The organism is Pseudarthrobacter sp. alpha12b, assembly GCF_054130495.1.
Map to the genome: position 1 here is coordinate 2628901 of NZ_CP196746.1, position 20467 is coordinate 2649367.

20 protein-coding genes are annotated in these 20467 nt (G+C 68.4%); 9 read left to right on the forward strand and 11 right to left on the reverse strand.

Annotated elements, in window-relative coordinates; translation table 11 throughout:
• The first annotated feature begins 5 nt into the window (after positions 1 to 5).
• The 5 genes from ACTAQI_RS12135 (at position 6) to ACTAQI_RS12155 (ending at position 4018) form a co-directional block, all read left to right on the forward strand.
• Entirely contained in the window at positions 6 to 347 is a 342-nt protein-coding gene (locus ACTAQI_RS12135; protein ID WP_364396666.1) for a rhodanese-like domain-containing protein, read from the forward strand.
• Between the two features lie 53 nt (positions 348 to 400).
• Entirely contained in the window at positions 401 to 697 is a 297-nt protein-coding gene (locus ACTAQI_RS12140; protein WP_142117518.1) for a rhodanese-like domain-containing protein, read from the forward strand.
• A 53-nt stretch (positions 698 to 750) separates the two neighbouring features.
• Positions 751 to 1113 (forward strand): thioredoxin, encoded by a 363-nt coding sequence (gene trxA, locus ACTAQI_RS12145; RefSeq protein WP_457946154.1) that lies wholly within the window; start codon positions 751 to 753, stop codon positions 1111 to 1113.
• A 113-nt stretch (positions 1114 to 1226) separates the two neighbouring features.
• Positions 1227 to 2627, forward strand: a complete 1401-nt coding sequence (locus tag ACTAQI_RS12150) for an MBL fold metallo-hydrolase (protein ID WP_457946155.1) — start codon at positions 1227 to 1229, stop codon at positions 2625 to 2627.
• Positions 2628 to 2743: 116 nt separating this feature from the next.
• Entirely contained in the window at positions 2744 to 4018 is a 1275-nt protein-coding gene (locus ACTAQI_RS12155; RefSeq protein ID WP_457946157.1) for an MFS transporter, read from the forward strand.
• A 16-nt stretch (positions 4019 to 4034) separates the two neighbouring features.
• Here the strand turns inward: ACTAQI_RS12155 and ACTAQI_RS12160 are convergent, their stop codons facing one another.
• The 10 genes from ACTAQI_RS12160 to ACTAQI_RS12205 are packed head-to-tail and all read right to left on the reverse strand — an operon-like array spanning position 4035 to position 14075.
• A complete protein-coding gene (locus ACTAQI_RS12160; RefSeq protein WP_457946158.1) occupies positions 4035 to 5033 on the reverse strand; it encodes an alpha/beta fold hydrolase in 999 nt (332 codons plus the stop codon).
• A gap of 6 nt (positions 5034 to 5039) precedes the next feature.
• Complete coding sequence (locus ACTAQI_RS12165; RefSeq protein WP_364396651.1) at positions 5040 to 5282, reverse strand: acyl carrier protein; 243 nt, start codon at positions 5280 to 5282, stop codon at positions 5040 to 5042.
• Positions 5283 to 5310: 28 nt separating this feature from the next.
• Positions 5311 to 6738 carry a 2-oxo acid dehydrogenase subunit E2 gene (locus ACTAQI_RS12170; RefSeq protein WP_457946159.1) on the reverse strand — a complete coding sequence of 476 codons (1428 nt, stop codon included), beginning with the start codon at positions 6736 to 6738 and terminating at the stop codon, positions 5311 to 5313.
• Positions 6731 to 7732 carry an alpha-ketoacid dehydrogenase subunit beta gene (locus ACTAQI_RS12175; protein ID WP_457946161.1) on the reverse strand — a complete coding sequence of 334 codons (1002 nt, stop codon included), beginning with the start codon at positions 7730 to 7732 and terminating at the stop codon, positions 6731 to 6733. The genes ACTAQI_RS12170 and ACTAQI_RS12175 overlap by 8 nt, the downstream gene beginning before the upstream one ends.
• Positions 7729 to 8781, reverse strand: a complete 1053-nt coding sequence (gene pdhA, locus ACTAQI_RS12180; RefSeq protein ID WP_457946162.1) for a pyruvate dehydrogenase (acetyl-transferring) E1 component subunit alpha — start codon at positions 8779 to 8781, stop codon at positions 7729 to 7731. Before pdhA ends, ACTAQI_RS12175 begins: the two co-directional genes overlap by 4 nt.
• Entirely contained in the window at positions 8778 to 10631 is a 1854-nt protein-coding gene (gene acsA / locus ACTAQI_RS12185; RefSeq protein ID WP_457946164.1) for an acetate--CoA ligase, read from the reverse strand. Before acsA ends, pdhA begins: the two co-directional genes overlap by 4 nt.
• Positions 10632 to 10667: 36 nt before the next feature.
• A complete protein-coding gene (locus ACTAQI_RS12190; protein ID WP_457946165.1) occupies positions 10668 to 12011 on the reverse strand; it encodes an erythromycin esterase family protein in 1344 nt (447 codons plus the stop codon).
• Positions 12008 to 13351, reverse strand: a complete 1344-nt coding sequence (locus ACTAQI_RS12195; RefSeq protein WP_457951048.1) for a phosphoribosyltransferase family protein — start codon at positions 13349 to 13351, stop codon at positions 12008 to 12010. The genes ACTAQI_RS12190 and ACTAQI_RS12195 overlap by 4 nt, the downstream gene beginning before the upstream one ends.
• A 5-nt stretch (positions 13352 to 13356) precedes the next feature.
• The gene (locus ACTAQI_RS12200) at positions 13357 to 13704 is read right to left on the reverse strand and encodes a CU044_2847 family protein (protein ID WP_457946166.1); all 348 of its coding nucleotides are present in this window, start codon (positions 13702 to 13704) and stop codon (positions 13357 to 13359) included.
• Between the two features lie 14 nt (positions 13705 to 13718).
• Positions 13719 to 14075: an SPW repeat domain-containing protein gene (locus tag ACTAQI_RS12205; RefSeq protein WP_457946167.1), complete on the reverse strand. Its 357-nt coding sequence runs from the start codon at positions 14073 to 14075 to the stop codon at positions 13719 to 13721.
• 316 nt (positions 14076 to 14391) lie between these two features.
• Here ACTAQI_RS12205 and ACTAQI_RS12210 point away from each other — a divergent pair, with 316 nt between their 5' ends.
• A complete protein-coding gene (locus ACTAQI_RS12210) occupies positions 14392 to 15618 on the forward strand; it encodes an alkaline phosphatase family protein (protein ID WP_457946169.1) in 1227 nt (408 codons plus the stop codon).
• 1 nt (position 15619) lies between these two features.
• Positions 15620 to 17320 (forward strand): alkaline phosphatase family protein, encoded by a 1701-nt coding sequence (locus ACTAQI_RS12215; RefSeq protein WP_457946171.1) that lies wholly within the window; start codon positions 15620 to 15622, stop codon positions 17318 to 17320.
• Between the two features lie 18 nt (positions 17321 to 17338).
• Here the strand turns inward: ACTAQI_RS12215 and ACTAQI_RS12220 are convergent, their stop codons facing one another.
• Complete coding sequence (locus ACTAQI_RS12220) at positions 17339 to 18484, reverse strand: carboxylate-amine ligase (protein ID WP_457946173.1); 1146 nt, start codon at positions 18482 to 18484, stop codon at positions 17339 to 17341.
• Positions 18485 to 18673: 189 nt separating this feature from the next.
• Here ACTAQI_RS12220 and ACTAQI_RS12225 point away from each other — a divergent pair, with 189 nt between their 5' ends.
• Both ACTAQI_RS12225 and ctaC read left to right on the forward strand, forming a co-directional pair.
• Entirely contained in the window at positions 18674 to 19396 is a 723-nt protein-coding gene (locus ACTAQI_RS12225; protein WP_457946174.1) for a VIT1/CCC1 transporter family protein, read from the forward strand.
• Positions 19397 to 19607: 211 nt separating this feature from the next.
• Positions 19608 to 20465 (forward strand): aa3-type cytochrome oxidase subunit II, encoded by an 858-nt coding sequence (gene ctaC, locus ACTAQI_RS12230; protein ID WP_457951049.1) that lies wholly within the window; start codon positions 19608 to 19610, stop codon positions 20463 to 20465.
• Positions 20466 to 20467 lie beyond the last annotated feature (2 nt).

Consider the following 20467-nt stretch of genomic DNA (forward strand, 5'->3'; position numbering starts at 1 on the left):
ACACCATGGGACTGATCGATTCCCTCAAGAAGGCCTTCAGCAAGCCCTACAAGACAATCTCCGTAGCGCAGGCCAAGGACCTCCTGGGTTCCGGGGCCACGCTCATCGACGTCAGGTCAGCGCAGGAATGGCGGACCGGCCGCGCGCCGCAGGCCAAGCATGTCCCCCTGGACAGGCTGCAGGCCAGCACCGCCGGCATCCAAAAAGCCCGTCCGGTGATCGCCGTCTGCGCCTCCGGCGTCCGCTCGGCCTCAGCAGCCCGGCTCCTGGCCGCCAAGGGCTACGACGCCTACTCGGTGCGCGGCGGCATGGCCGCCTGGCGCCAGGCCGGCGAACCCGTCCGCTAGGCAACCACCACCGCTTTAACACCAGCCAAAAACCACTTCGAAGGAGAAACACCATGGCTGAAATCACCATCACCGAAGCCGAACAGCGCCGCTCCACCGCCCGGATCCTCGACGTCCGCGAGGACTTCGAGGTCGCCGAGGGCATGATCCCCGGCGCCCTGCACATTCCCATGGGCCAACTGCAGGCCCGCCTGGGCGAGCTGGATCCGGCCGTCCCCGTGATCGCCGTATGCCGCAGCGGCAACCGCAGCGCCGCCGTCGCCGATGCCCTCAACGGAGTCGGCTACAAGGCAGACACCATGGCGGGCGGCATGACCGCCTGGACCCGCGCCGGACTCCCCACCACCTAGCCCCCGGCCGCAGGGCACCCACCCCCCAACCGCCCGAAAGGACACGACAGATCATGGCAACCATCGACATCACCGACCAATCCTTCGCCCAGACCCTGGAGGACAACGACATCGTCTTCGTCGACTTCTGGGCAGCCTGGTGCGGCCCCTGCCGCATGTTCGCCCCCACCTATGGCGCCGCCGCCGAACGGCACCCGGACATCACCTTCGCCAAGGTGGACACCGAGGCCGAACAGGCCCTCGCCGCCGCAGCGAACATCACCTCCATCCCCACCCTGATGGCGTTCAAGGACAAGACCCTGGTCTTCTCCCAGCCCGGAGCACTCAACGCCACCGGACTCGAGGAAGTCATCCAGGCCGTGAAAAGCCTGGACATGGACAAACTCCGCACCGAAGCCGGGCACCAGCACGCCTGACCCACCATGGCGGCCCAGACAGTCGCATACGCCCCGTTGCGGGATACCCCCCGGGGTATCTATACTGATTGCAGAACAACTTCCCAATCCCCTTTCCCGAAGGAGAGCACCAGATGCTTATCGAGCGCATTTACGACGAAGACCTCGCCCAGGCCAGCTACCTGATCGGCTGCCAGGCCAAGGGTGAAGCGATCGTGGTGGACGGCCGCCGCGACATCGCCGTCTACCAGGACCTGGCTGCGAAGAACGGCATGAAGATCGTGGCCGTCACCGAGACCCACATCCACGCCGACTACCTCTCCGGCACCCGCGAGCTGGCCGCTGCCACCGGCGCCAGGATCTACGTTTCCGGCGAGGGCGGGCCCGACTGGCAGTACGAGTTCGACGGCGAGCGGCTGTACGACGGCGACACCATCGCCCTGGGCAACATCAGCATCAAGGCAGTCCACACCCCCGGACACACCCCGGAGCACCTGTCCTTCCTGGTCACCGACGGCGCGTTCAGCGACAAGCCCGGCTACCTGCTCTCCGGAGACTTCGTCTTCTCCGGCGACCTGGGCCGGCCCGACCTGCTGGACGAAGCAGCAGGCGGCATCGACACCCGCTTCGAAGGTGCCAAGCAGCTCTTCGCCAGCCTGCGCGACAAGTTCCTCACCCTGCCGGACTACGTCCAGGTCCACCCGGCCCACGGCGCCGGCAGCGCCTGCGGCAAGGCACTCGGTGCCATCCCGTCCTCCACGGTGGGCTACGAACGCCTCTACGCCTGGTGGGGCCCCTACCTGGCCGCCAACGACGAGCAGGGCTTCATCGACGAGCTCCTGGACGGCCAGCCCGACGCGCACGCCTACTTCGGCCGCATGAAGCGCGAAAACCGCGTAGGCCCGGCCGTCATGGGCGAACGCACTCCGCTGCCCGAGCTCTCCACCGAAATCGTCGCAGCAGGCTTGGCAGAAGACACCCTGACGTTCATCGACACCCGCTCCAACGCCGAGGTCCACCAAGGCACCGTGGCCCGGTCCCTGAACGTCCCGGCCGGCAAGTCAGTAGCCAGCTACGGCGCCTGGGTGGTCAATCCGGAGACGGACAAGAACCCGCTGGTGCTGCTGGCCAAGGACCAGGAGCAGGCCCATGAGATGTGGGACCACCTGGTCCGCGTGGGCATCGACAACGTGGCCGGCTACGTCACCGGGATCGAGGGACTGCCCACTTTCACCCCGAAGCTGATCCAGCCCGAGGACCTCGACGGTTTTGATGCCGCCATGGTCCTGGACGTCCGCAACAAGACCGAGCACAAGGCCGGGCATGTCCCGGGTTCGTACCAGCTCAGCGGGGGCCGCGTCATGTGGCACCTGGATGAACTCCCCGCCGGCGGCACCATCGTGTCCTACTGCCAGTCAGGCGTGCGGAACTCCGTAGCTGCCAGCGCCCTGCGCCGTGCCGGATACGACGTCGTCGAACTCGACGGCAGCTACGCCGCATGGAACGCCTGGCAGAACAGCGTCCCCGCCGTCTAACCAGGCCACCCGCGAGACCACCGGGCAGGACCCCCCTCCTGCCCGGGCTTCCGGCCCGGGCGCGTCCCCCGCGCGCCCGGGCCACCCTTTTGCCCAAAACAGAACGGAAACCACCGATGCCCGGCACGGCACTCCCCCGCCACAGCATGGATGCAACGCCAGCAGTGCTGGGCCTGCGGCAGAACCTGGCGCAGTTCATGCTGCTGGTTGCCGTCAATGCCCTGGTAGGCGGCACGCTGGGCCAGGAACGCACCGTCCTGCCCCTGCTGGCCTCCCAGGAATTCCACCTGGACCTCTACACGGGCGCGCTGACGTACATCCTGGCCTTTGGCCTGTCCAAGGCCGCGATGAACTACTTCGCCGGCACGCTCTCCGACCGGTACGGCCGCAAGCCGGTCCTCATCGCCGGCTGGCTGGCGGCTGTTCCCGTGCCGCTCATGCTCATCTTCGGCCCGTCCTGGACCTGGATCGTAGCGGCCAACGTGCTGCTGGGCATCAGCCAGGGCCTCACCTGGTCCACCGCCGTCATCATGAAAATGGACCTCGTTGGCCCCAGGCAGCGCGGCCTGGCCATGGGCTTCAACGAGGCCGCGGGCTACCTCGGGGTGGCCGCCACCGCCCTGGCCACCGGCTACCTGGCCACCGTATACGGCCTTCGCCCCGCACCCTTCCTGCTCGGAGCCGCCTACATCGCGCTCGGCCTGGGCCTGACGGTCCTGGCCGTCCGGGAAACCCACCACCACGCCAGGACCGAAGCGGCCCGGCACGTCACGGGCCAGGACAGCGCCCACGCCGGCCTCACCACCGGCCAGGTGTTCACCCTCACCAGCTTCAAGGACCGTTCCCTGTCCGCAGCCAGCCAGGCCGGCCTGGTGAACAACCTCAACGACGGCCTGGCCTGGGGCCTCTTCCCCGTCCTGTTCGCCGGTGCCGGCCTGAGCCTTGGCCAGATCGGCGTCCTGGCCGCCGCCTACCCGGCGGCCTGGGGTGCCGCGCAGCTGGTCACCGGCGCCGCCTCCGACCGCTGGGGCCGAAAATGGTTCATCACAGCCGGCATGCTGGTCCAGGCCGTGGCCCTGGGAATCGTCGCATCAGCCCACAGCTTCGGACCGTGGCTCGCCGCCGCCGTCGTCCTGGGCCTCGGGACCGCCCTGGTGTACCCCACCCTGCTGGCCGCGATTGGCGACGTCGCCCATCCTGCCTGGCGGGCGCGCTCCGTGGGCGTGTACCGGCTCTGGCGCGACGGCGGATTCGCCGTGGGCGCACTCCTCTCCGGCATCCTCGCCGACCTCTACGGCATCCCCGCCGCCATCGCCGTCGTCGCGGTGCTCACCGCAGCCTCCGGCGCAGTGGTTGCCGTCCGGATGCGCGGGAACGACCACGCCGGCTGAGGGCTGTCCGCCGAAGTCAGCCCGCGGGGGCAACGAACCGCCGGATCTCCGCCGCCATCCGTTTGGCCTGCGTCCAGTGCAGGTAGTGCCCGCCGTCAAGGGGCAGGACCTGGTGCCGGCTGACGTTCTTCAGCAGCTCCTCAGCAGCGGCCGTTTTGGCAGCAGCCCTGCCATCCTTTTCATCGGCGATGAAGGCCAGGACAGGCAGGTCATCGGGATAGCCGACGCCCCGGAGGGCAGCCGCGTTGTTGGCGATGCGGGCGGTTTCATCGGCCACGGCGGCATTGCCGAAGTTCCAGATCGCCATGGTGCGCATGCGCTGGAGCTCCTGGTCCGAATAGGCGCTGCCGTCCGGCTCCACCAGGCCCGGCGCAAGGGTGGCTACCGCGCGGACCAGTCCGGCCGCGCCCAGCAGCTTCACCCAGTTGATGCCGGGCTCCGGCTCCGCCACCGGCTCATTGCCGGGCTTGGGTATGGTCGCGTCGATCCCCACCACCGCAGAAACTTCCGGACGGTACCGGTTGGCGTAGTCCAGCATGTAGAACCCGGCAATCGAGTGGCCGGCCAGGACATAGGGCTGCCGGACCTGGAGCTTTGACAGCACCTCATGAAGCTCGTTGCTGATGTGCTCGTTGGTCCGGGCGCTGGCTTCCAGATCGCTGTAGCCATAGCCAAACCCTTCCACCACAACGACGTCGAAGTCGCCGAGTTCCCCGATCAATGGGGCGAAGTCCAGGCCGGGCGCCGCTGTTCCGAGACCACTGAGCAGGATGATCGCCTGGCGGCCGCCTGCGGTGGCGGCCCCGCCGTCGCTCCCGTTCCGGACCACGTTCAAGGAGCCCCCGGCCACCGCGACCCGCTCGCCGTAAGGCGCGGTGGTAGCCTTCTCCCGCTGCTCCAGGAGCAGGTTGGCGACGGTTGAAACGAGGACCAGGCCAAGGATAACCAGCGCCGCGATGCCCAGGCGGCGGGGCCAGCGCCGGCGCCTCCGCCTCGGCTTTACCGGGTTCTCCACCTGGCGTCACCCGTGCCCGGCGACGTACATGACCAGCCCATCCACGGTGGCCACCGCCGGATAGTCCGCCTCGGGGATATCCACCCCGGTGGCCTGCGCGATGACCTCCACCAGGTGGAGGAAATCCAGCGAGTCCAGTTCCAGGTCCTGGCGCAGCCTTGCCCCGCCTTCCAGGTCTTCGGACTCGACGTCGGGGGCTACTTTGCCGATCGCCGCCGCCACTGCCTGGCGCGCGTCCTGTTCGTTCACGGTTCCTCCTCGCTACGGGGTTGACGGCTCACAGCTTCCCCGGTTCCTGCAGCAGCTCGTCGATGCGGGCCAGGAAGCGCCCGCCGCGGAGCCCGTCGCTCACCCGGTGGTCGGCGGACAGCGTGGCGATGGCGGCGGGCCGGATGCCGAGCATCCCGTGGTGTGCCCACGGCTGCTCCAGGACCTTGCCAAAGCCCACCATGGCCACCTGCGGCGGGTAGATCACGCCGTACACGCTTTCGACGCCGAGATCGCCCAGGTTGGTCACCGTGATGGTGGGGTCGGCCATCTCCGCCCGCTGCAGCCGGCCCGCCCTGGCGCGGCCTACCAGGTCGCGCAGCTGGACCATGAGCTCATCGAGCGTCAGGGTGTCGGCGTCGTGCAGGGCGGGGGCCACCAGGCCGCCGTGCCGGAGGGCCACCGCCACGCCGAGGTGCACGCTGCTGGCGGGATGGAAGGCGCCCTTGGTGAAGAAGCCGTTCATGTCCGGCACCTCCTTGGCCGCGAGCGCCGTGGCCTTCAGCAGCAGGGCCGACGGCACCAGCCGGGCTGAGACCGGCCGCTGCTGGTTGGCTGCCTGCATCCACGCCATCGCCGCCGCCAGGTCCAGGGTGGTGGACAGGTAGTAGTGCGGGATCTCCTTCTTGGACCGGGACATCAGTGCGCCCACCGCCTGCCGCAGGCTTTCCGCCTTGCCACCGGCCGCCGTCGGGCGTTTCAGCGTGGGCGCCTCTCCGGCGTCGTGCAATGGTTCCGGTGGCTGGGCTTCCGGCTGTTGAGCCTCCGACGGCGGTGCTTCCGCCGGCTTTTCCGTGCCGGGTTCGCTGGGTGGCATTTCCGTGGACGGCCGTCCCCTGGGCGGGACAGCGGCCAGCACGTCCTCCTCCGTCACCGCGCCACCGGGACCCGTCCCCGTGATTCCCGGCAGGTGGACGCCGAGCTCCGCGGCCAGCCGCCGGGCCAGCGGTGATGACCGCACGCGGCGGGTTTCGTCCCGCCCCGGCGCTTCCGGCTGTTCTGCTTTCTCCGGACTCGTTGGAGTGGCTGGGGCAGCCGCGGCGCGTTCGACGTCGGCCCTGGTCACCTCGCCATCCTCACCGCTGCCGCTGATGCGTCCGACGTCGACGCCCAGGGTGTGCGCAAGGTGCCGGACCGGCGGCGGGACTTTTGCGTCGGGGGAACTGGTGCCGGATGTGGGCGGCGGTGGCGGCACTTCTGCGGGGGTGGCGGTGATCCTGGCGATGGGGGTGCCCACGTCCACGGTGTCGCCGATGTCCACCAGGAACTCGGCCACCACGCCTTCCTGGAACGACTCGATGTCCATCACCGTCTTGTCCGTGTCCACGGCCGCCACGAGATCGCCCTTGTGGACGTAGTCCCCGGGCTTGACCAGCCACTCCACCACCTTGCCGTGCTCCATGTCAGCGCCCAGGGACGGCATCCGGAAATCAGCCATTGGCCCCCACGGCCCTTCGCGCGGCGGCCATGACCCGCTCCACCGACGGCAGTGCAGCCTCCTCCAGGTGCTTTGCGTACGGGACCGGCACCTCCAGGCTGCACACCCGTTCCACGGGGGCGTCCAGGTCGAAGAAGGCCTGTTCGCAGATCCGGGCCGCGATCTCGGCGGAGATGCTGCCGCTGCGCCACCCCTCGTCCACCACCACCGCCCGGTGCGTCCTGGCCACGCTGTCCAGGATGGTGTGCGAATCCAGCGGGCGCAGGGTGCGGAGGTCGATGACGTCGGTGTCGATGCCCTCCCCGGCCAACTGGTCCGCGGCCTCCAGCACCATGGGCAGGGTGCCGCCGTAGGTGATGAGCGTCAGCGTGTCCCCTTGCGGGTCCCCGCCGTCCGCCTGGCGCCGGAGCACTGCCTTGTCGATGTCCACGGCGCCGGCGTCGTCGTCGAGCTCCCCTGCCACGTTGTACAGCGAGCCGTGCTCGAAGATCAGCACCGGGTCCGGGTCCTGCAGCGCGGTCCAGAGCATGCCGCGGGCGTCCGCCAAGGTGGCGGGTGCCAGGATGCGCAGCCCCGGAATGTGCGCGTACCAGCCCTCCAGGCTGTGCGAGTGCTGCGCACCCAGCTGCCGGCCGGCGCCGGTGGTCATCCGGATGACGATGGGCACGTTGAACTGGCCGCCGGACATGTGCAGCAAGGTGGCGGCATTGTTGATGATTTGGTCCAGCGCCAGCAGGCTGAAGTTGACGGTCATGATTTCGACGACGGGCCGCATCCCGCCCAGCGCCGCGCCGATCCCCGCTCCGACGAATCCGGATTCGGAGAGCGGCGTATCGCGGATCCGTTCCGGCCCGAATTCCTCCAGCAGGCCCAGGCTCACGGCGAAGCTGCCGCCGTACCGGCCCACGTCCTCGCCCATGAGGAACACCCGTTCGTCGCGCTGCATGGCGTCGCGGAGGGCCGCGCGCATGGCTTCCCGGTACGTGGTTTTCATCCTGCAGCCCCGCCTTTCCGTGCTGTGGTGTCCCACTCCGCGTCCCCGCCGGTTTCTTCGTCCGGCCGGTCGCTGTAGACGAACCGGGTGAGTTCGGACACCGGCTCCGGCGTCCCGTTCTCCGCGAATCCGACGGCGGTGCTGATCTCCGCGTCCACGTCCGCCTGCAGCGCGGCCCACTTTTCCCCCGGCAACTGTCCCGCCGCCTGCATGGCGCCCTGCAGCAGGCTGATGGGGTCCCGTTCCATCCACTGGGCCACCTCGGATTTCTCCCGGTACAGCTCCGGATCGAACATGGAGTGGGCGCGGAACCGGTACGTGCGCAGCTCCAGGAAGTGCGGGCCGCCGCCGGACCTCACGGCGTCCACGGCGCGGCGGGCGGCTTCCTCGACGGCGAGCACGTCCATGCCGTCCACGGCCCACGCCGAGATCTCGTAGCCGCCGGCCTTGAGGGCGATGTCGGTCTGGGATTCGGAACGGCCCAGTGCAGTGCCCATGGCGTAGAGGTTGTTCTCGCAGCAGAACAGCACGGGCAGCTGCCACAGCGCGGCCAGGTTCATGCTTTCGTGGAACTCGCCTTCGGCCACCGCGCCTTCGCCGAAGAAGCAGACGGTCACGCGCTGGCGGCCGGCCATCCGGTCCGCGAGCGCCAGGCCTACGGCGAGCGGCAGCCCGCCTGCCACGATGGCGTTTCCGCCGTAGAAGCGGGTGGCGGCGTCGAAGAGGTGCATGGAACCGCCCCGGCCGCGGCAGCAGCCCTCCGCGTGGCCGTACATTTCGGCGAGGATGGCACCGGCGGAGACGCCGCGCAGGAGGGCATGCCCGTGTTCGCGGTAGGTGGCCACCACGGCGTCCTCCGGCACCAGGGCTTCCATCACCCCGGCGGCCACGGCTTCCTCGCCGATGTAGACGTGCAGGAAGCCGCGGATTTTGGCGGCGCTGTAGAGCTCGATGCATTTTTCCTCGAGCCGGCGCACGCGCAGCATCTGCCGCAGCAGGTGCAGGGCGTGCTCCTCATCCGGGATGCCCTGGTTCTTGAGCGTGGTCATGGCTGGTCCTTCAGCGGCACGGCCGGTCCTGCCGGGGATTCAAGCGTTGAGGTGTCGCCTTCCGGCAGCCCCAGCTCGCGGGACTTCAGGAGCCGGCGGAGGATCTTGCCGCTGCGGGTCTTGGGCAGGGTGGTGGTGAACTCGAGCAGCCGGGGCGCCACGGCTGCACCAAGCCGTTTCCGGGCGAAACCGATGATGTCCAGCTGGAGCTCCTCCGTTGGCGCGTTGCCGGATTTGAGTTCCACGAAGGCCTTGACCACCTCGCCTGCCACCGGGTCCGGCACCCCGATCACGCCGGCTTCGGCCACGGCCGGATGCTCCATGAGGCAGCTTTCCACCTCGAAGGGGCCGATCAGGTGGCCGGAGGACTTGATCACGTCATCGCCGCGGCCAACGAACCAGAAGTAGCCGTCGCCGTCGCGCTTTGCCAGGTCGCCGGTCAGGTACCAGCCGCCGGCGAAGCAGCGGCGGTAGCGCTCTTCCTCGTTGAGGTAGCCGCGGAACATGGACGGCCAGCCGGGGCGCAGCGCCAGCTCGCCCATGGTGTCAGGCTCGGTGACCAGGACCGCCTGGCCGTCCTTGATGATGGGCTTGCCGTCGGCGTCGCGGGCCACCAGGGCCGCCTCGATGCCTGGCAGCGGTCGGCCCATGGAGCCGGGGCGGATGTCCATGGCGGGGTAGTTGGCGATCATGATCCCGCCGGTCTCGGTCTGCCACCAGTTGTCATGTACCGGCAGGCCCAGCACGTCCTGGCCCCACACCACAGCCTCCGGGTTGAGCGGCTCCCCCACGCTGGCGATGAAGCGCAGGGCGGACAGGTCGTGGCCCGCGGCGCGTTCGGCGCCTGCCTTCATGAGCATCCGCAGCGCCGTGGGGGCGGTGTACCAGACCGTCACATGCTGCTCGGCGAGGATCCGGTACCAGCGATCCGCGTCCAGCTCCTCCTCGTCCACGATGGCGGTGACCCCGTGCACCAGCGGCGCGATGATGCCGTAGGACGTGCCGGTCACCCACCCCGGATCGGCGGTACACCAGTAGATGTCCTCAGGGTGCAGGTCCAGTGCGAACCGGCCCGTGGCGTAGTGGGCCGCGACGGCGTCGTGGACGTGGATGGCGCCCTTCGGCGTGCCGGTGGTGCCGCTGGTGAAGTGCAGCAGGGCCATGTCCTCTGGCTGGGTGTCCGCGATGTCGTGTCCCGGCGGAACGTGGCTTGGCTGGGGCACCTGCGCCAGGAGTCCGGCCAGGTCCAGGGTTCCCGGTTCGGGTTCGCCGTCCGCGTCCACCAGCAGGACGTGGCGCAGCCCGGGAAGGGAGTCCCGCACCGGCGCCACCTTCTTGCGGTACAGCGCCTTGGTGGTCAGCAGCACCCGGCCGGTCCCCAGGTGCAGCCGCTGCCGCACCGGTTCGGGGCCGAAGGCGGAAAAGAGCGGGCAGAAGACGCTGCCGTTCTTGAAGGTGCCCAGCACAGCGGTATACAGCTCCGGGCTGCGGCCCAGGAGGGAAAAGACCCGCTCGCCGCGTCCCACCCCCAAACGCTTCAGCACAGCCGCGAACCTGCTGGACCCGTCAGCGAGGCCGCTGTAGCTCAGGGACCGGGTGCCGCCGTCGGCCCGGACAAAGCGCAGGGCTTCCTTGCCGCCGCGGCCCTCCGCCACATGCCGGTCCACGGCCTCGTAGGCGATGTTCAGGCCCCGGCCGCCGGGCAGCCCGGCCAGCGCCTGCCGCGCCTGGTCCCAGCTGAAATCCCGCCGCGCGGCATCGTAATCCAGCAGGTTGGGCCGGACCGGGAGGGCGGCCACGTCCTTGGTGATGGCAGGCCAGCGCGTGGACCCCTCAACTCCGGCAGTCATGGTGCTCCTCTGCTCCATCATGTTCCTTTGGTAGGGCTAGAACCCGGTGGGCTCGGTCTCCAGCTCCGGTTCGCCGGGCTGGTATTCGCGGTGCAGCGGCCGCAGCGCCTCGGTCCGCGGATGCCAGAACAGGGCGTCGTAGCGTTCCCCCATCCGGGTGGGCACATAGTTGCCCCTCTCCCGGTGCGGGTTGTAGACCACCCCAATGGCCCGGTGTCCGCGCCAGGACGTGAGCCACGGCCCGGTCCGGGCAGCCCCGAACACCAGCACCGACGGCTCCCCCAGCGCCTCGTTCAGGAGGTCCTCGTGGCCCCCGTGCGCCGCGGCCGGAACCTCCATGACCCATTCCGGGGAGCCCCATGATTCGGCGGCGGTGACGGACCCGGCGTAGGACGCGAAGCCGGCCAGCACCACTTCGCCGGGGTGACGCTGCCGGACCAACTGCCCGATGTTGACCATGCCGTCATGTGCCATGTCCGTGGCGCGCGCGTCCCCCACGTGCGTGTTGTGCGCCCACACCAGCCCTTTGGCCCCCGGCCCGTGGTGGCGCGAGATCCGGTCGATCGTGTCGCTCATGTGGTGGTCGCGGATGTTCCAGGACTGCTGGTCGCCGCGGACCATGGTCCGGTAGTAGCGTTCGGCGTTGGCGGCCACGATGGCGTTTTGGATGGCGTCAAAGGCTGCCGGGTCGTCCTGCATGCGGCCCAGCGCCCGCCGCCTGACTTCAGCCAGCAGGGCCACCACGTCGGCTTCGCAGGACTGCGGCACCAGGCGGTTGCCCAAGGCATACCGCTGCGGGTCCTCGCGGAACGGAATGAAGCAGTGCCAGGCCTGCAGTGCCGCCGGGAGGGCCTCACTGGCGTTGGCGTCAAGCCAGGTGAAGATTTCCCGCAGGGAGTCCCACAGCGAGTAGACGTCCAGGCCGTAGAAGCCCGTCCGTTGGTGCTCCGGGAGGCGCAGGTTCCATTCGCGCAGCCAGGTGAGGAAGTCAGCCACCTCGTGGTTGGCCCACATCCAGGTGGGCCAACGCTCAAAGCCGGCCAACAGCCGGCGGGCGTCCATGTCCTGTCCCGCCTCGCCCCTGACCCAGCGGTTGATGCGCCAGCAGTCAGGCCAGTCGCCCTCCACGCCGATCCAGGTGAAGCCGTACTCTTCGATCAGCCGGTGGCTGAGCAGCGCCCGCCAGTGGTAGTACTCCTGGGTGCCGTGGGATGCCTCGCCCAGGCACACGAAGCGGGCCGGGGCAGCGAGGCGGACCAGCGGCTCAAGGTCATCCGCCGTGGCCAGGGGGTGGGCCAGGCTGCGGATCTGGGCGCCTTCCGCCGCACGTTCAGCACCCTGTTCCTCCCAGCGGCCGGCGCCGGTACTTGCCGGGGTCATTCCCTGGCCTCCGGCGCGGACCGGCGCCCCACCGGGGAGGGGAGGAGGTAATGCCGGAACCAGTCCGCTGCCAGGGTGGCTGCCATGGCAAGGGTGCCGGGTTCCTCGAAGAGATGGGTTGCTCCCGGGACGATCTCCAGCCGGGTGGGGGCCTGCATGCCTGCCATGGCCTGCCGGTTGAGGGCCAGCACCTGCGTATCGGCGCCACCGACAATCAGGAGCGTGGGGGCTTTCACGGCGGCGAGCCGCGGGCCGGCCAGGTCCGGCCTCCCGCCCCGCGACACCACCGCGGCAACCTGGGCGCCGGGCTCGGCCGCGGCCCATAACGCAGCGCCGGCCCCGGTACTGGCCCCGAAGTAGCCGATCCGGCCGGCGGAACCGTCGTGCCGTGCCTCCAGCCAATGGGTGGCCGCAGAGAGGCGGTGGGCCAGCAGGCCGATATCGAACACGTTGGCCCGGTTGACCTCCTCCTCCGGTGTCAGCAGGTCAAGGAGCAGGGTGCCCAGGCCGGCCGCGTGCAGCACCGAGGCCACGAAGCGGTTGCGGGGGCTGTGCCGGCTGCTGCCGCTGCCGTGCGCGAAAAGGACCGTGCCGTCACACCTGGCCGGCAGGTAGAGGCTGCCGCGCAGGACAACCTTTCCGTCGGGAATTTCGACGTCGTCCTCCAGGGTGCCGTCTCCGCCGTGCCCGTCGGGGTGGTGCGGTGGAGTGGCAGCGGCGTCCAGCAGCTGCACCACCTCGCCATCCTCCGTGGGTGAGAAGTCGTGGTAGTAGTAGCCCACGGCCTGGAAGTCCTGGGGCGAGAGCAGGCAGACGACGTCGTCCGGCTCCTTAAGCTCCACGATGGCGCGGGCGGGGGCAACAGGGACGGCAAGGATGACTTTTGCTGCGCCGAGCTGCCGGGCCACCCGGCAGGCCACCCTGGCGGTGGAACCGGTGGCGATGCCGTCATCAACAATGATCACGGTGCGCCCGTTGAGGTCGATGCGCCGGCGCCCCTGGCGGAACCGCGCCACCCTGCTTTCCAGCAGTGCGCGTTCCCGCTGTTCCACCTGCTGCAGGTCCTCCTGGGAGACCCGGGCCATGGAAATGGTGCGCGGATCCAGGACGCGGACGTCGCCTTCCCCGATGGCCCCCATGGCCACCTCGGGCTGGAACGGAACCCCGAGTTTCCGCACCACGATCACGTCCAGCGGCGCTTCCAGGGCCTTGGCTACCTCGAACGCCACAGGGACGCCGCCCCGGGGCAGTCCCAGCACCACCACGTCCCTGCCGCGCAGGTTGGCCAGCCGTTTGCCCAGCCGCCGCCCGGCGTCGGACCTGTCATGAAACGCAACCATGGCCGTCACCCGCTGTGTGTGATTTCTTCCCCCGGCAGCGCTGACACTGTGGGGGTCCAGGACATCCGGAGGACGAAGTGGGCGTCGGAACTGCTCTTGGCAATCATTGCCCCTGCGTCCCCCGCGAGCTTTACCCCGAACTCGACCTGGATCTGTTCGGGGGTGAGTTCCGCCATGGCCTCCAGTGCTGCGCGGGCGGCCGGGCGGACGCTTGCGAGTGCATCTTCCAGGCGCCTGCCCGTATCCAGGATCCCCTGCTCGTTGCGGGCGGGATGATCCACCCCGTAGCTGCCGTCGGCAACTTCAACAAGCACGGTCCCGGAGCCCACTTCATACCGCAGTACTTCAGTCATGGCGGATGCCTCCGCTAGTGCGAAATCCGGAGACTGCGATGGGCGTCAGTGCTTGGCTTTATGGCCACCGCGGTGACCACCAACGCCACTGCCCCTGCAATCCACGATGTCCACGCAGCGCCGGTTGCGCCCGTGTAGGAGCCCAGCCACGGCGAGAGGACCAACAGGGCGGCAAGGACGGCCTGGGCATATTCCATGACCGGCGTTCCGGGCATGGCCAGGTTGATGATGCCGCTGATGATCAAAAGTCCGCCGAAGAGGAGCATGAACGTGGTGGACATGTTCTGCTGCCGCGTCCACAGGACCGCAATTGCGGTGAAGAGACCGGCGGCGACCGTTACGTAGTCCTGCCACCGATACCACTTTTTCACTGTATTTTCCTTTCAGTTCCGGGCGGTAAGCCTTGCGCTTTCCGTCCCCGGAGGGCGTTTCCCGCCCGCAATCCAAGTCAACGCCTGCCGGCCACCCCCTCCTAGGGCAGAAAGACCTAGGGCCGGGGCGGGGCGCTGGATGGCGCCGGATGGATTGGGGCACCGGGATTCACTGCCAACTCACAGGCACTGTCCGTACGAAACGCGGTTTCGGTGTGCAAGAGTGTCCCCAACGCTGGGGCGCCACTATCCTGCCGGCCGGACTGCCCAACAGCCGGGCCGGCAGGACAACAGCTACGGACAAAAGAGGTTGGGCGTGAAACAAGGTTCCGCTCCCGGAAAGGGGGCCCGCTGGCGGCGGGCCCCCGGACTGCTGGTGATGCCGGCCCTGCTGCTGTCTGCGCTGGTGGCGTGCCAGTCCAACGGGCCGGCCCCGGCACCCAGTCCGGCGGAAACCAGCAGCGCTCCGGCGCCAAGCCCAACAGCCACCGCGGGAGCGACCCCCAGCGCATCGGCCACCAGCACTTCAGGCGCCGGCACCAAGCCGGGTGATGCGGCAAAGCCCGCCGGCACGCCGCAGCACATATTCATCATCAACCTCGAGAACAAGGGTTACAGCAGTTCCTGGGGTGACAACTCCCCCGCGCCATACCTGTCCGGAACGCTCCGGAAGAAGGGCGTGCTGCTGAACAACTACTACGGGATAGCCCACAACTCACTGCCCAACTACCTGGCCCAGATTTCCGGCCAGCGGCCCAATGACAGCACAGAGGCGGACTGCCACACCTACACGGAGTTCAACGCCACCGGCACGGACGCGGACGGCGCACTGCAAGGCGACGGCTGTGTCTACCCGGAGGACACACAGACCCTGGCCGGGCAGCTGACCGCGCAGGGCAAGACGTGGAAGGGCTACATGGAGGACATGCAGCAGCCGTGCGGGCACCCGGTCCTGGGCGAGGCTGACAACCACATCAAGGCCACCCCTGACGGGCAGTACTCAACGCACCACAATCCCTTTGTCTACTTCCGCTCCATCACCTCGTCCCCGGACTGCGCCAGGAACGTGGTCAACTTCTCCGAGCTCAAGGACGACCTGAAATCCGTGGACACCACCCCCAACCTGGCCTACATCACGCCCAACCTGTGCCATGACGGGCACGACGGCACCTGCGCCGACGGCACCGACGGCGGCCTGGGGGCAGCTGACAGCTGGCTCAAGGAGCAGGTCCCGGCCATCCTGTCATCGCCCGCGTACAAGAAGGACGGCATGCTGGTGATCACCTTCGACGAGGCCGAGGGCGACGCGTCCGGCCCCTCCGAGGGTGACCCGGGAACCCCCGCCGGGGGTACCGCAGGCGGCAGGGTGGGCGCGCTGGTCCTCTCCCCCTTCGCCAGGGCGGGCGCCTCCTCGGACCGGCCCTACAACCACTACAGCCTGCTGGCCACCGTCGAGGATTTCTTCCACCTCCCGCGCCTGGGGCTGGCCGGCGATCCCGGAGTCAGGACCTTCGGAGACGACGTCTACCGGAAGGAATCCTGAGGTGGCACTCGTGGGGAGCGGACGACGCCGGGCCGTCCTGGCAGGTGCCGCGGTGCTGGCCTTGGTGATCCTCGCCGTCGTCCTTCCCATGGCTTTGCGCGCCGGCCCACCTGCCCCGGACGCAACGGCCTTAAACCCGCCCGCGGCGGACGCGCCGGCCGCCGGTCCGGCAACTGCTGCCGCGGCCGCCGCCGGGATCGGCAAGATCAAGCACGTCGTGATCATCACCCAGGAGAACAGGTCCTTCGACAGCTACTTCGGGACCTACCCCGGGGCTGAAGGGATTCCCATGAAGGACGGCAAGCCCACGGTGTGCGTTCCGGACCCTGCTGACGGCGGCTGCACCAGGCCCTTCTACAACTCGGCGGACAGCAACGCCGGCGGCCCGCACAGCCATGCCGACGCCACCGCGGACATCAACGGCGGGGCCATGGACGGGTTCGTGGCCCAGGCGGAGAAAGGCCTGTCCGGCTGCGGCGCCGGCAGCACCAAGTGCCAGTACAGCAACACCATGCCCACCGATGTGATGGGTTACCACGACGGGCGGGACCTGCCCAACTACTGGGCCTACGCGCAGAATTTCACGCTCCAGGACCACCTGTTCGCCTCCGCCGCCTCCTGGAGCCTTCCCGCGCACCTGTACCTGGTCTCGGAATGGTCGGCCAAATGCACCAAAGCCGGGGACCCGTCGTCGTGCGTCAATGCCCTGCAGGACCCGGACCCGGAACCGGAGCCGCAGATCATCAAGGACACGCTGATCGGCAAGTGCCAGGCCGGAATGGACCTGGACCCCTGCCGGGAGGCGCTGGAGGCCGCGGGCATTGACCCGGCCCTCGCCGCGCAGATCGACCAGCTCATTGGCACCAGCTGCAAGCCCACCGATTCCTACGCCATCTGCCAGGCCGCGGTGGATGCCGCGCCGGTGTCCGATGACCTGAAAAAGAAGCTCACGGACGCCGCCAAGAAACTGGAACTGCCGGACTACGCCTGGACGGACCTGACGTTCCTGCTCCACAAGCACCACGTTCCCTGGGCCTACTACGTGTTCAACGGCACCGAACCGGACTGCCGCAATGACGCCGCCACCTGCGATCCGGTGAAGCAGGACGCCAAGACCCCCGGCCTGTGGAATCCGCTGCTGTACTTCGACACGGTCAAGGAGGACGGCGAGCAGGGCAACATCAAGCCGCTCAGCGGTTTCTACGACGCCGCCAGGAAGGGAACGCTGCCGGCCGTCACGTGGGTGGCGCCCACGGACAAAGTCAGCGAACACGCGCCGGCAAAAATCAGCACCGGGCAGGCCTACGTGGCAGGGCTGATCAACGCCGTGATGAGCGGGCCGGACTGGGACAGCACCGCCATCTTCCTCAGCTGGGACGACTGGGGCGGGTTCTACGACCACGAAACCCCGCCGGTGGTGGACAACAACGGGTACGGGCTGCGCGTCCCCGGCCTGGTGATCAGCCCCTACGCGAAGAAGGGGTACATCGACCACCAGGTCCTCAGCCACGACGCCTACTTCAAGTTCATCGAGGACGACTTCCTGGGCGGCGAACGCATCGACCCCGCCACCGACGGCAGGCCGGACGCCCGCCCCGATGTCCGCGAGAACAACCCCCAGCTGGGCGACCTGGCCAAGTCCTTCGACTTCAACCAGGCACCGCTGCCGCCGCTCATCCTGCCTAACGCCACCACGTACTGACGTCTCTTCCGGGCCCGGCTAGGACATGGGGACCGTGCAGTCCGCCGCGTCCTCCACCACCCGTTCCAGGTCCCCGGTCCGGTGCAGCACCTCCATCTGCCGCACCGCGCCGGTGCCGTCGGCCAGCAGCCTGTCCATCAGTTCCTCCACCCGGTGCAGATCACCCATATCCTCCAGCGCCCCGCTGACGTGGTGCAGCAGCGAATTCACGACGGCGAGCGCGGGCGCCGGGCGGTGCGTTTGCGGATCCAGCAGCTCACCCCGGAGACCCCAGCGGCTTGCTTTCCAGCCGGCCAGCCTGAGCAGCGCCGACGGGACGGACACCGGTTCGATCCCTTCCCGCCATTCCCTGGCTGCGGTTTCCACCAGGCCCCTGGCCACCCCCGCCAGCAGGACGGTGTTCTCCGGGCGCAGGCAGACGTCGGCCACGCGGATTTCCACCGTGGGGTAGTGCCGTGAGAGGCGGGCGTCGAAGTAGATCATGCCCTCGTCCATGGCCACGCCGGTGCTCACCATGTCATGCACCAGCTGGTGGTAGGAGTCCGGGGTGCCCAGGATGTCCAGCGGCCCGGCGGACGGCCAGCGGTTCCACACCTGGGAGCGGTAGCTGGCGTAGCCGCTGTCCTCGCCGTGCCAGAACGGGGAGTTGGCGCTGAGCGCCACCAGCACCGGAAGCCAGTTGCGCATCCGGTCCAGCACGGCCACGGCTTCCTCCGGCGACTCCACCGAGACGTGGATGTGGCAGCCGCAGGTGAGCTGTTCCCTGGCCGTGAGTCCGTATTCGTCCATCATTGCCCGGAACCTCCGGAGCTGTACGGGATGGGGATCGGCAGGCAGCGGGGAGGTGCCCAGCGCGGCCACCCTGACGCCTACGTCCTCGGCTGCCTGGCGGGCGATGGCCCGTCCGGCCACGATGTCCTGCTCGAGTGTCGACAGCGTGGCATGCGGCGGGGTGACCACCTCGATCATTTCCTGCTGGAACTCCGCTGTCAGGACTGGCCCGGACGCGGCCTCCAGCGGACGGACGTAGAGGTCCAGGAGGGCACCCGCCAGCGGTACGGCTTCGCCTGTTCCGGGATCCACCAGGAGCAGCTCCTCTTCGATGCCGAGTGTCCGCCTGCCTGCGCCCGCGCCGCCGGTGCCGTCATTGCCGTAGGTGTCCATCGTCGTCGTCCCCTATCCCCTGCACCGTTGCACCGTTGCACGGAAACAGAATGATAAGCGCCCTTAGTACTCTGCGGGAAGGGAAGGTCGGGGGCAGCTTGCGGCCGCAGCGAGGGCCCTGCATCACTGCCGGGTTAGGGGATGCAAACCTTCGTGGCACGCGGGTCCGCACGGTGCTTTACTGCCAACATGTCCGAAACTCTCAAGCTCAGCCGCAACGAACCCCACGACAGCAGCGTGGCCGCACGCCTGAACTGGCTTCGGGCCGGTGTCCTCGGCGCCAACGACGGCATCGTCTCCGTCGCGGCAACCGTGGTGGGCGTCGCCGGCGTGACCAACGACCTGGCCCCCATCCTGGTGGCGGGCACCGCCGCCGTGGTGGGCGGAGCCGTATCCATGGCCCTGGGCGAATACGTTTCCGTGAGCAGCCAGAGTGACAGCCAGCGCGCGCTGATCGAAAAGGAACGCCAGGAGCTCCGGGACGATCCCGAGGGTGAACTGGACGAACTTGCCCACATCTACCAGTCCAAGGGACTCAGCGAAGCCACAGCCAGGACCGTTGCCGAGGAGCTGACGGCAAAGGACGCGCTGAAGGCACACCTGTCGGCCGAACTGAACATTGACGAAGAAGAAGTGGTCAGCCCCTGGCACGCTGCCTTCGCCTCCGCCATCGCCTTCACCATCGGCGCCATACTGCCCATGCTGGCCATCATTTTCCCGCCGGAAGAAGCCCGCATTCCGGTCACGTTCGTGGCCGTCATCCTGGCACTCGCCCTGACCGGCACCGTCAGCGCCAAGATCGGCGGAAGCTCCAAGCGCAAGGCAACCATCCGGCTGGTGGTGGGCGGGGCGCTGGCCATGGCCTTCACGTTCGCGGTGGGAAGCCTGCTGGGCACCACCGGCATCGCCTAGCAGCGCCACCGGCCACTCCAAAGCAGTATCAGTCTGCGCCGCTGGCCGGTAGCTCCAGCCGCCGCAAAACCCCTTCCCATCAGCATCCTCCGCGCGTAGGGTGGGGCACACAACTGCTGGTCCCCGGGCCAGTGGTGGGCTCATACAGTCGGGCTTCTGGAGCATGCCGGAGGGACCACACGTGGGTAAAGAACCATTGCGAAACCACAGCATGCGGCGGTACGCAGCACTGGCCGCAGGGATTCTTGCCCTGCCCGCACTGACCTCCTGCTCCGACCTGGTGGCCCGCGGGTTCCTCCCCGGAGCCCGCGACACCACCAACAACACCGAACTGATCACGGACCTGTGGGTCAACTCATGGATCGCTGCATTGGTGGTTGGCATCATCACCTGGGGCCTGATGATCTGGGTCATCGTGGCGTACCGGCGCAGGAAGAACACCGTGGGGTTCCCGCCGCAGCTGAGCTACAACCTCCCCCTTGAAGTCTTCTACCTGGCCATCCCGCTGATCGTCATCGGCGTCCTGTTCGTTTTCACGGACCGGGAACAGCGGGCCATCGATGAGCGCTACCCCAACCCGGACGTGGTGATCGACGTCTTCGGCAAACAGTGGTCCTGGGACTTCAACTACGTCAAGGAGCAGGTCCACGAGGACGCCGGACAGCAGGCCCACCTGACCGGTGGCTATGGCGCCCCGGACCGCTTGCCCACGCTCTACCTTCCGGTGGGGAAGAAGGTGGAACTGCACCTGCAGTCCCGTGACGTGCAGCATTCCTTCTGGGTGGTGGATTTCCTGCAGAAGCGCGATCTGTATCCGGGCCACGAACAGTACAACCCGTACATCAGCATCACCCCCAACCGCATCGGCGAATACATGGGCAAGTGCGCTGAACTGTGCGGCGAATACCACTCCGAGATGCTCTTCAAGGTCCGGGTGGTGAGCCAGCAGGGCTACGACAGCCACATGGCCGACCTGAAGGCCAAGGGCAACACCGGCAACCTGGGCGAAGACTACGTCAGGCAGCCGCTATCAGCCCCGTCACCGCAGGCCCCGGAAGCAGCAGAGTAAGG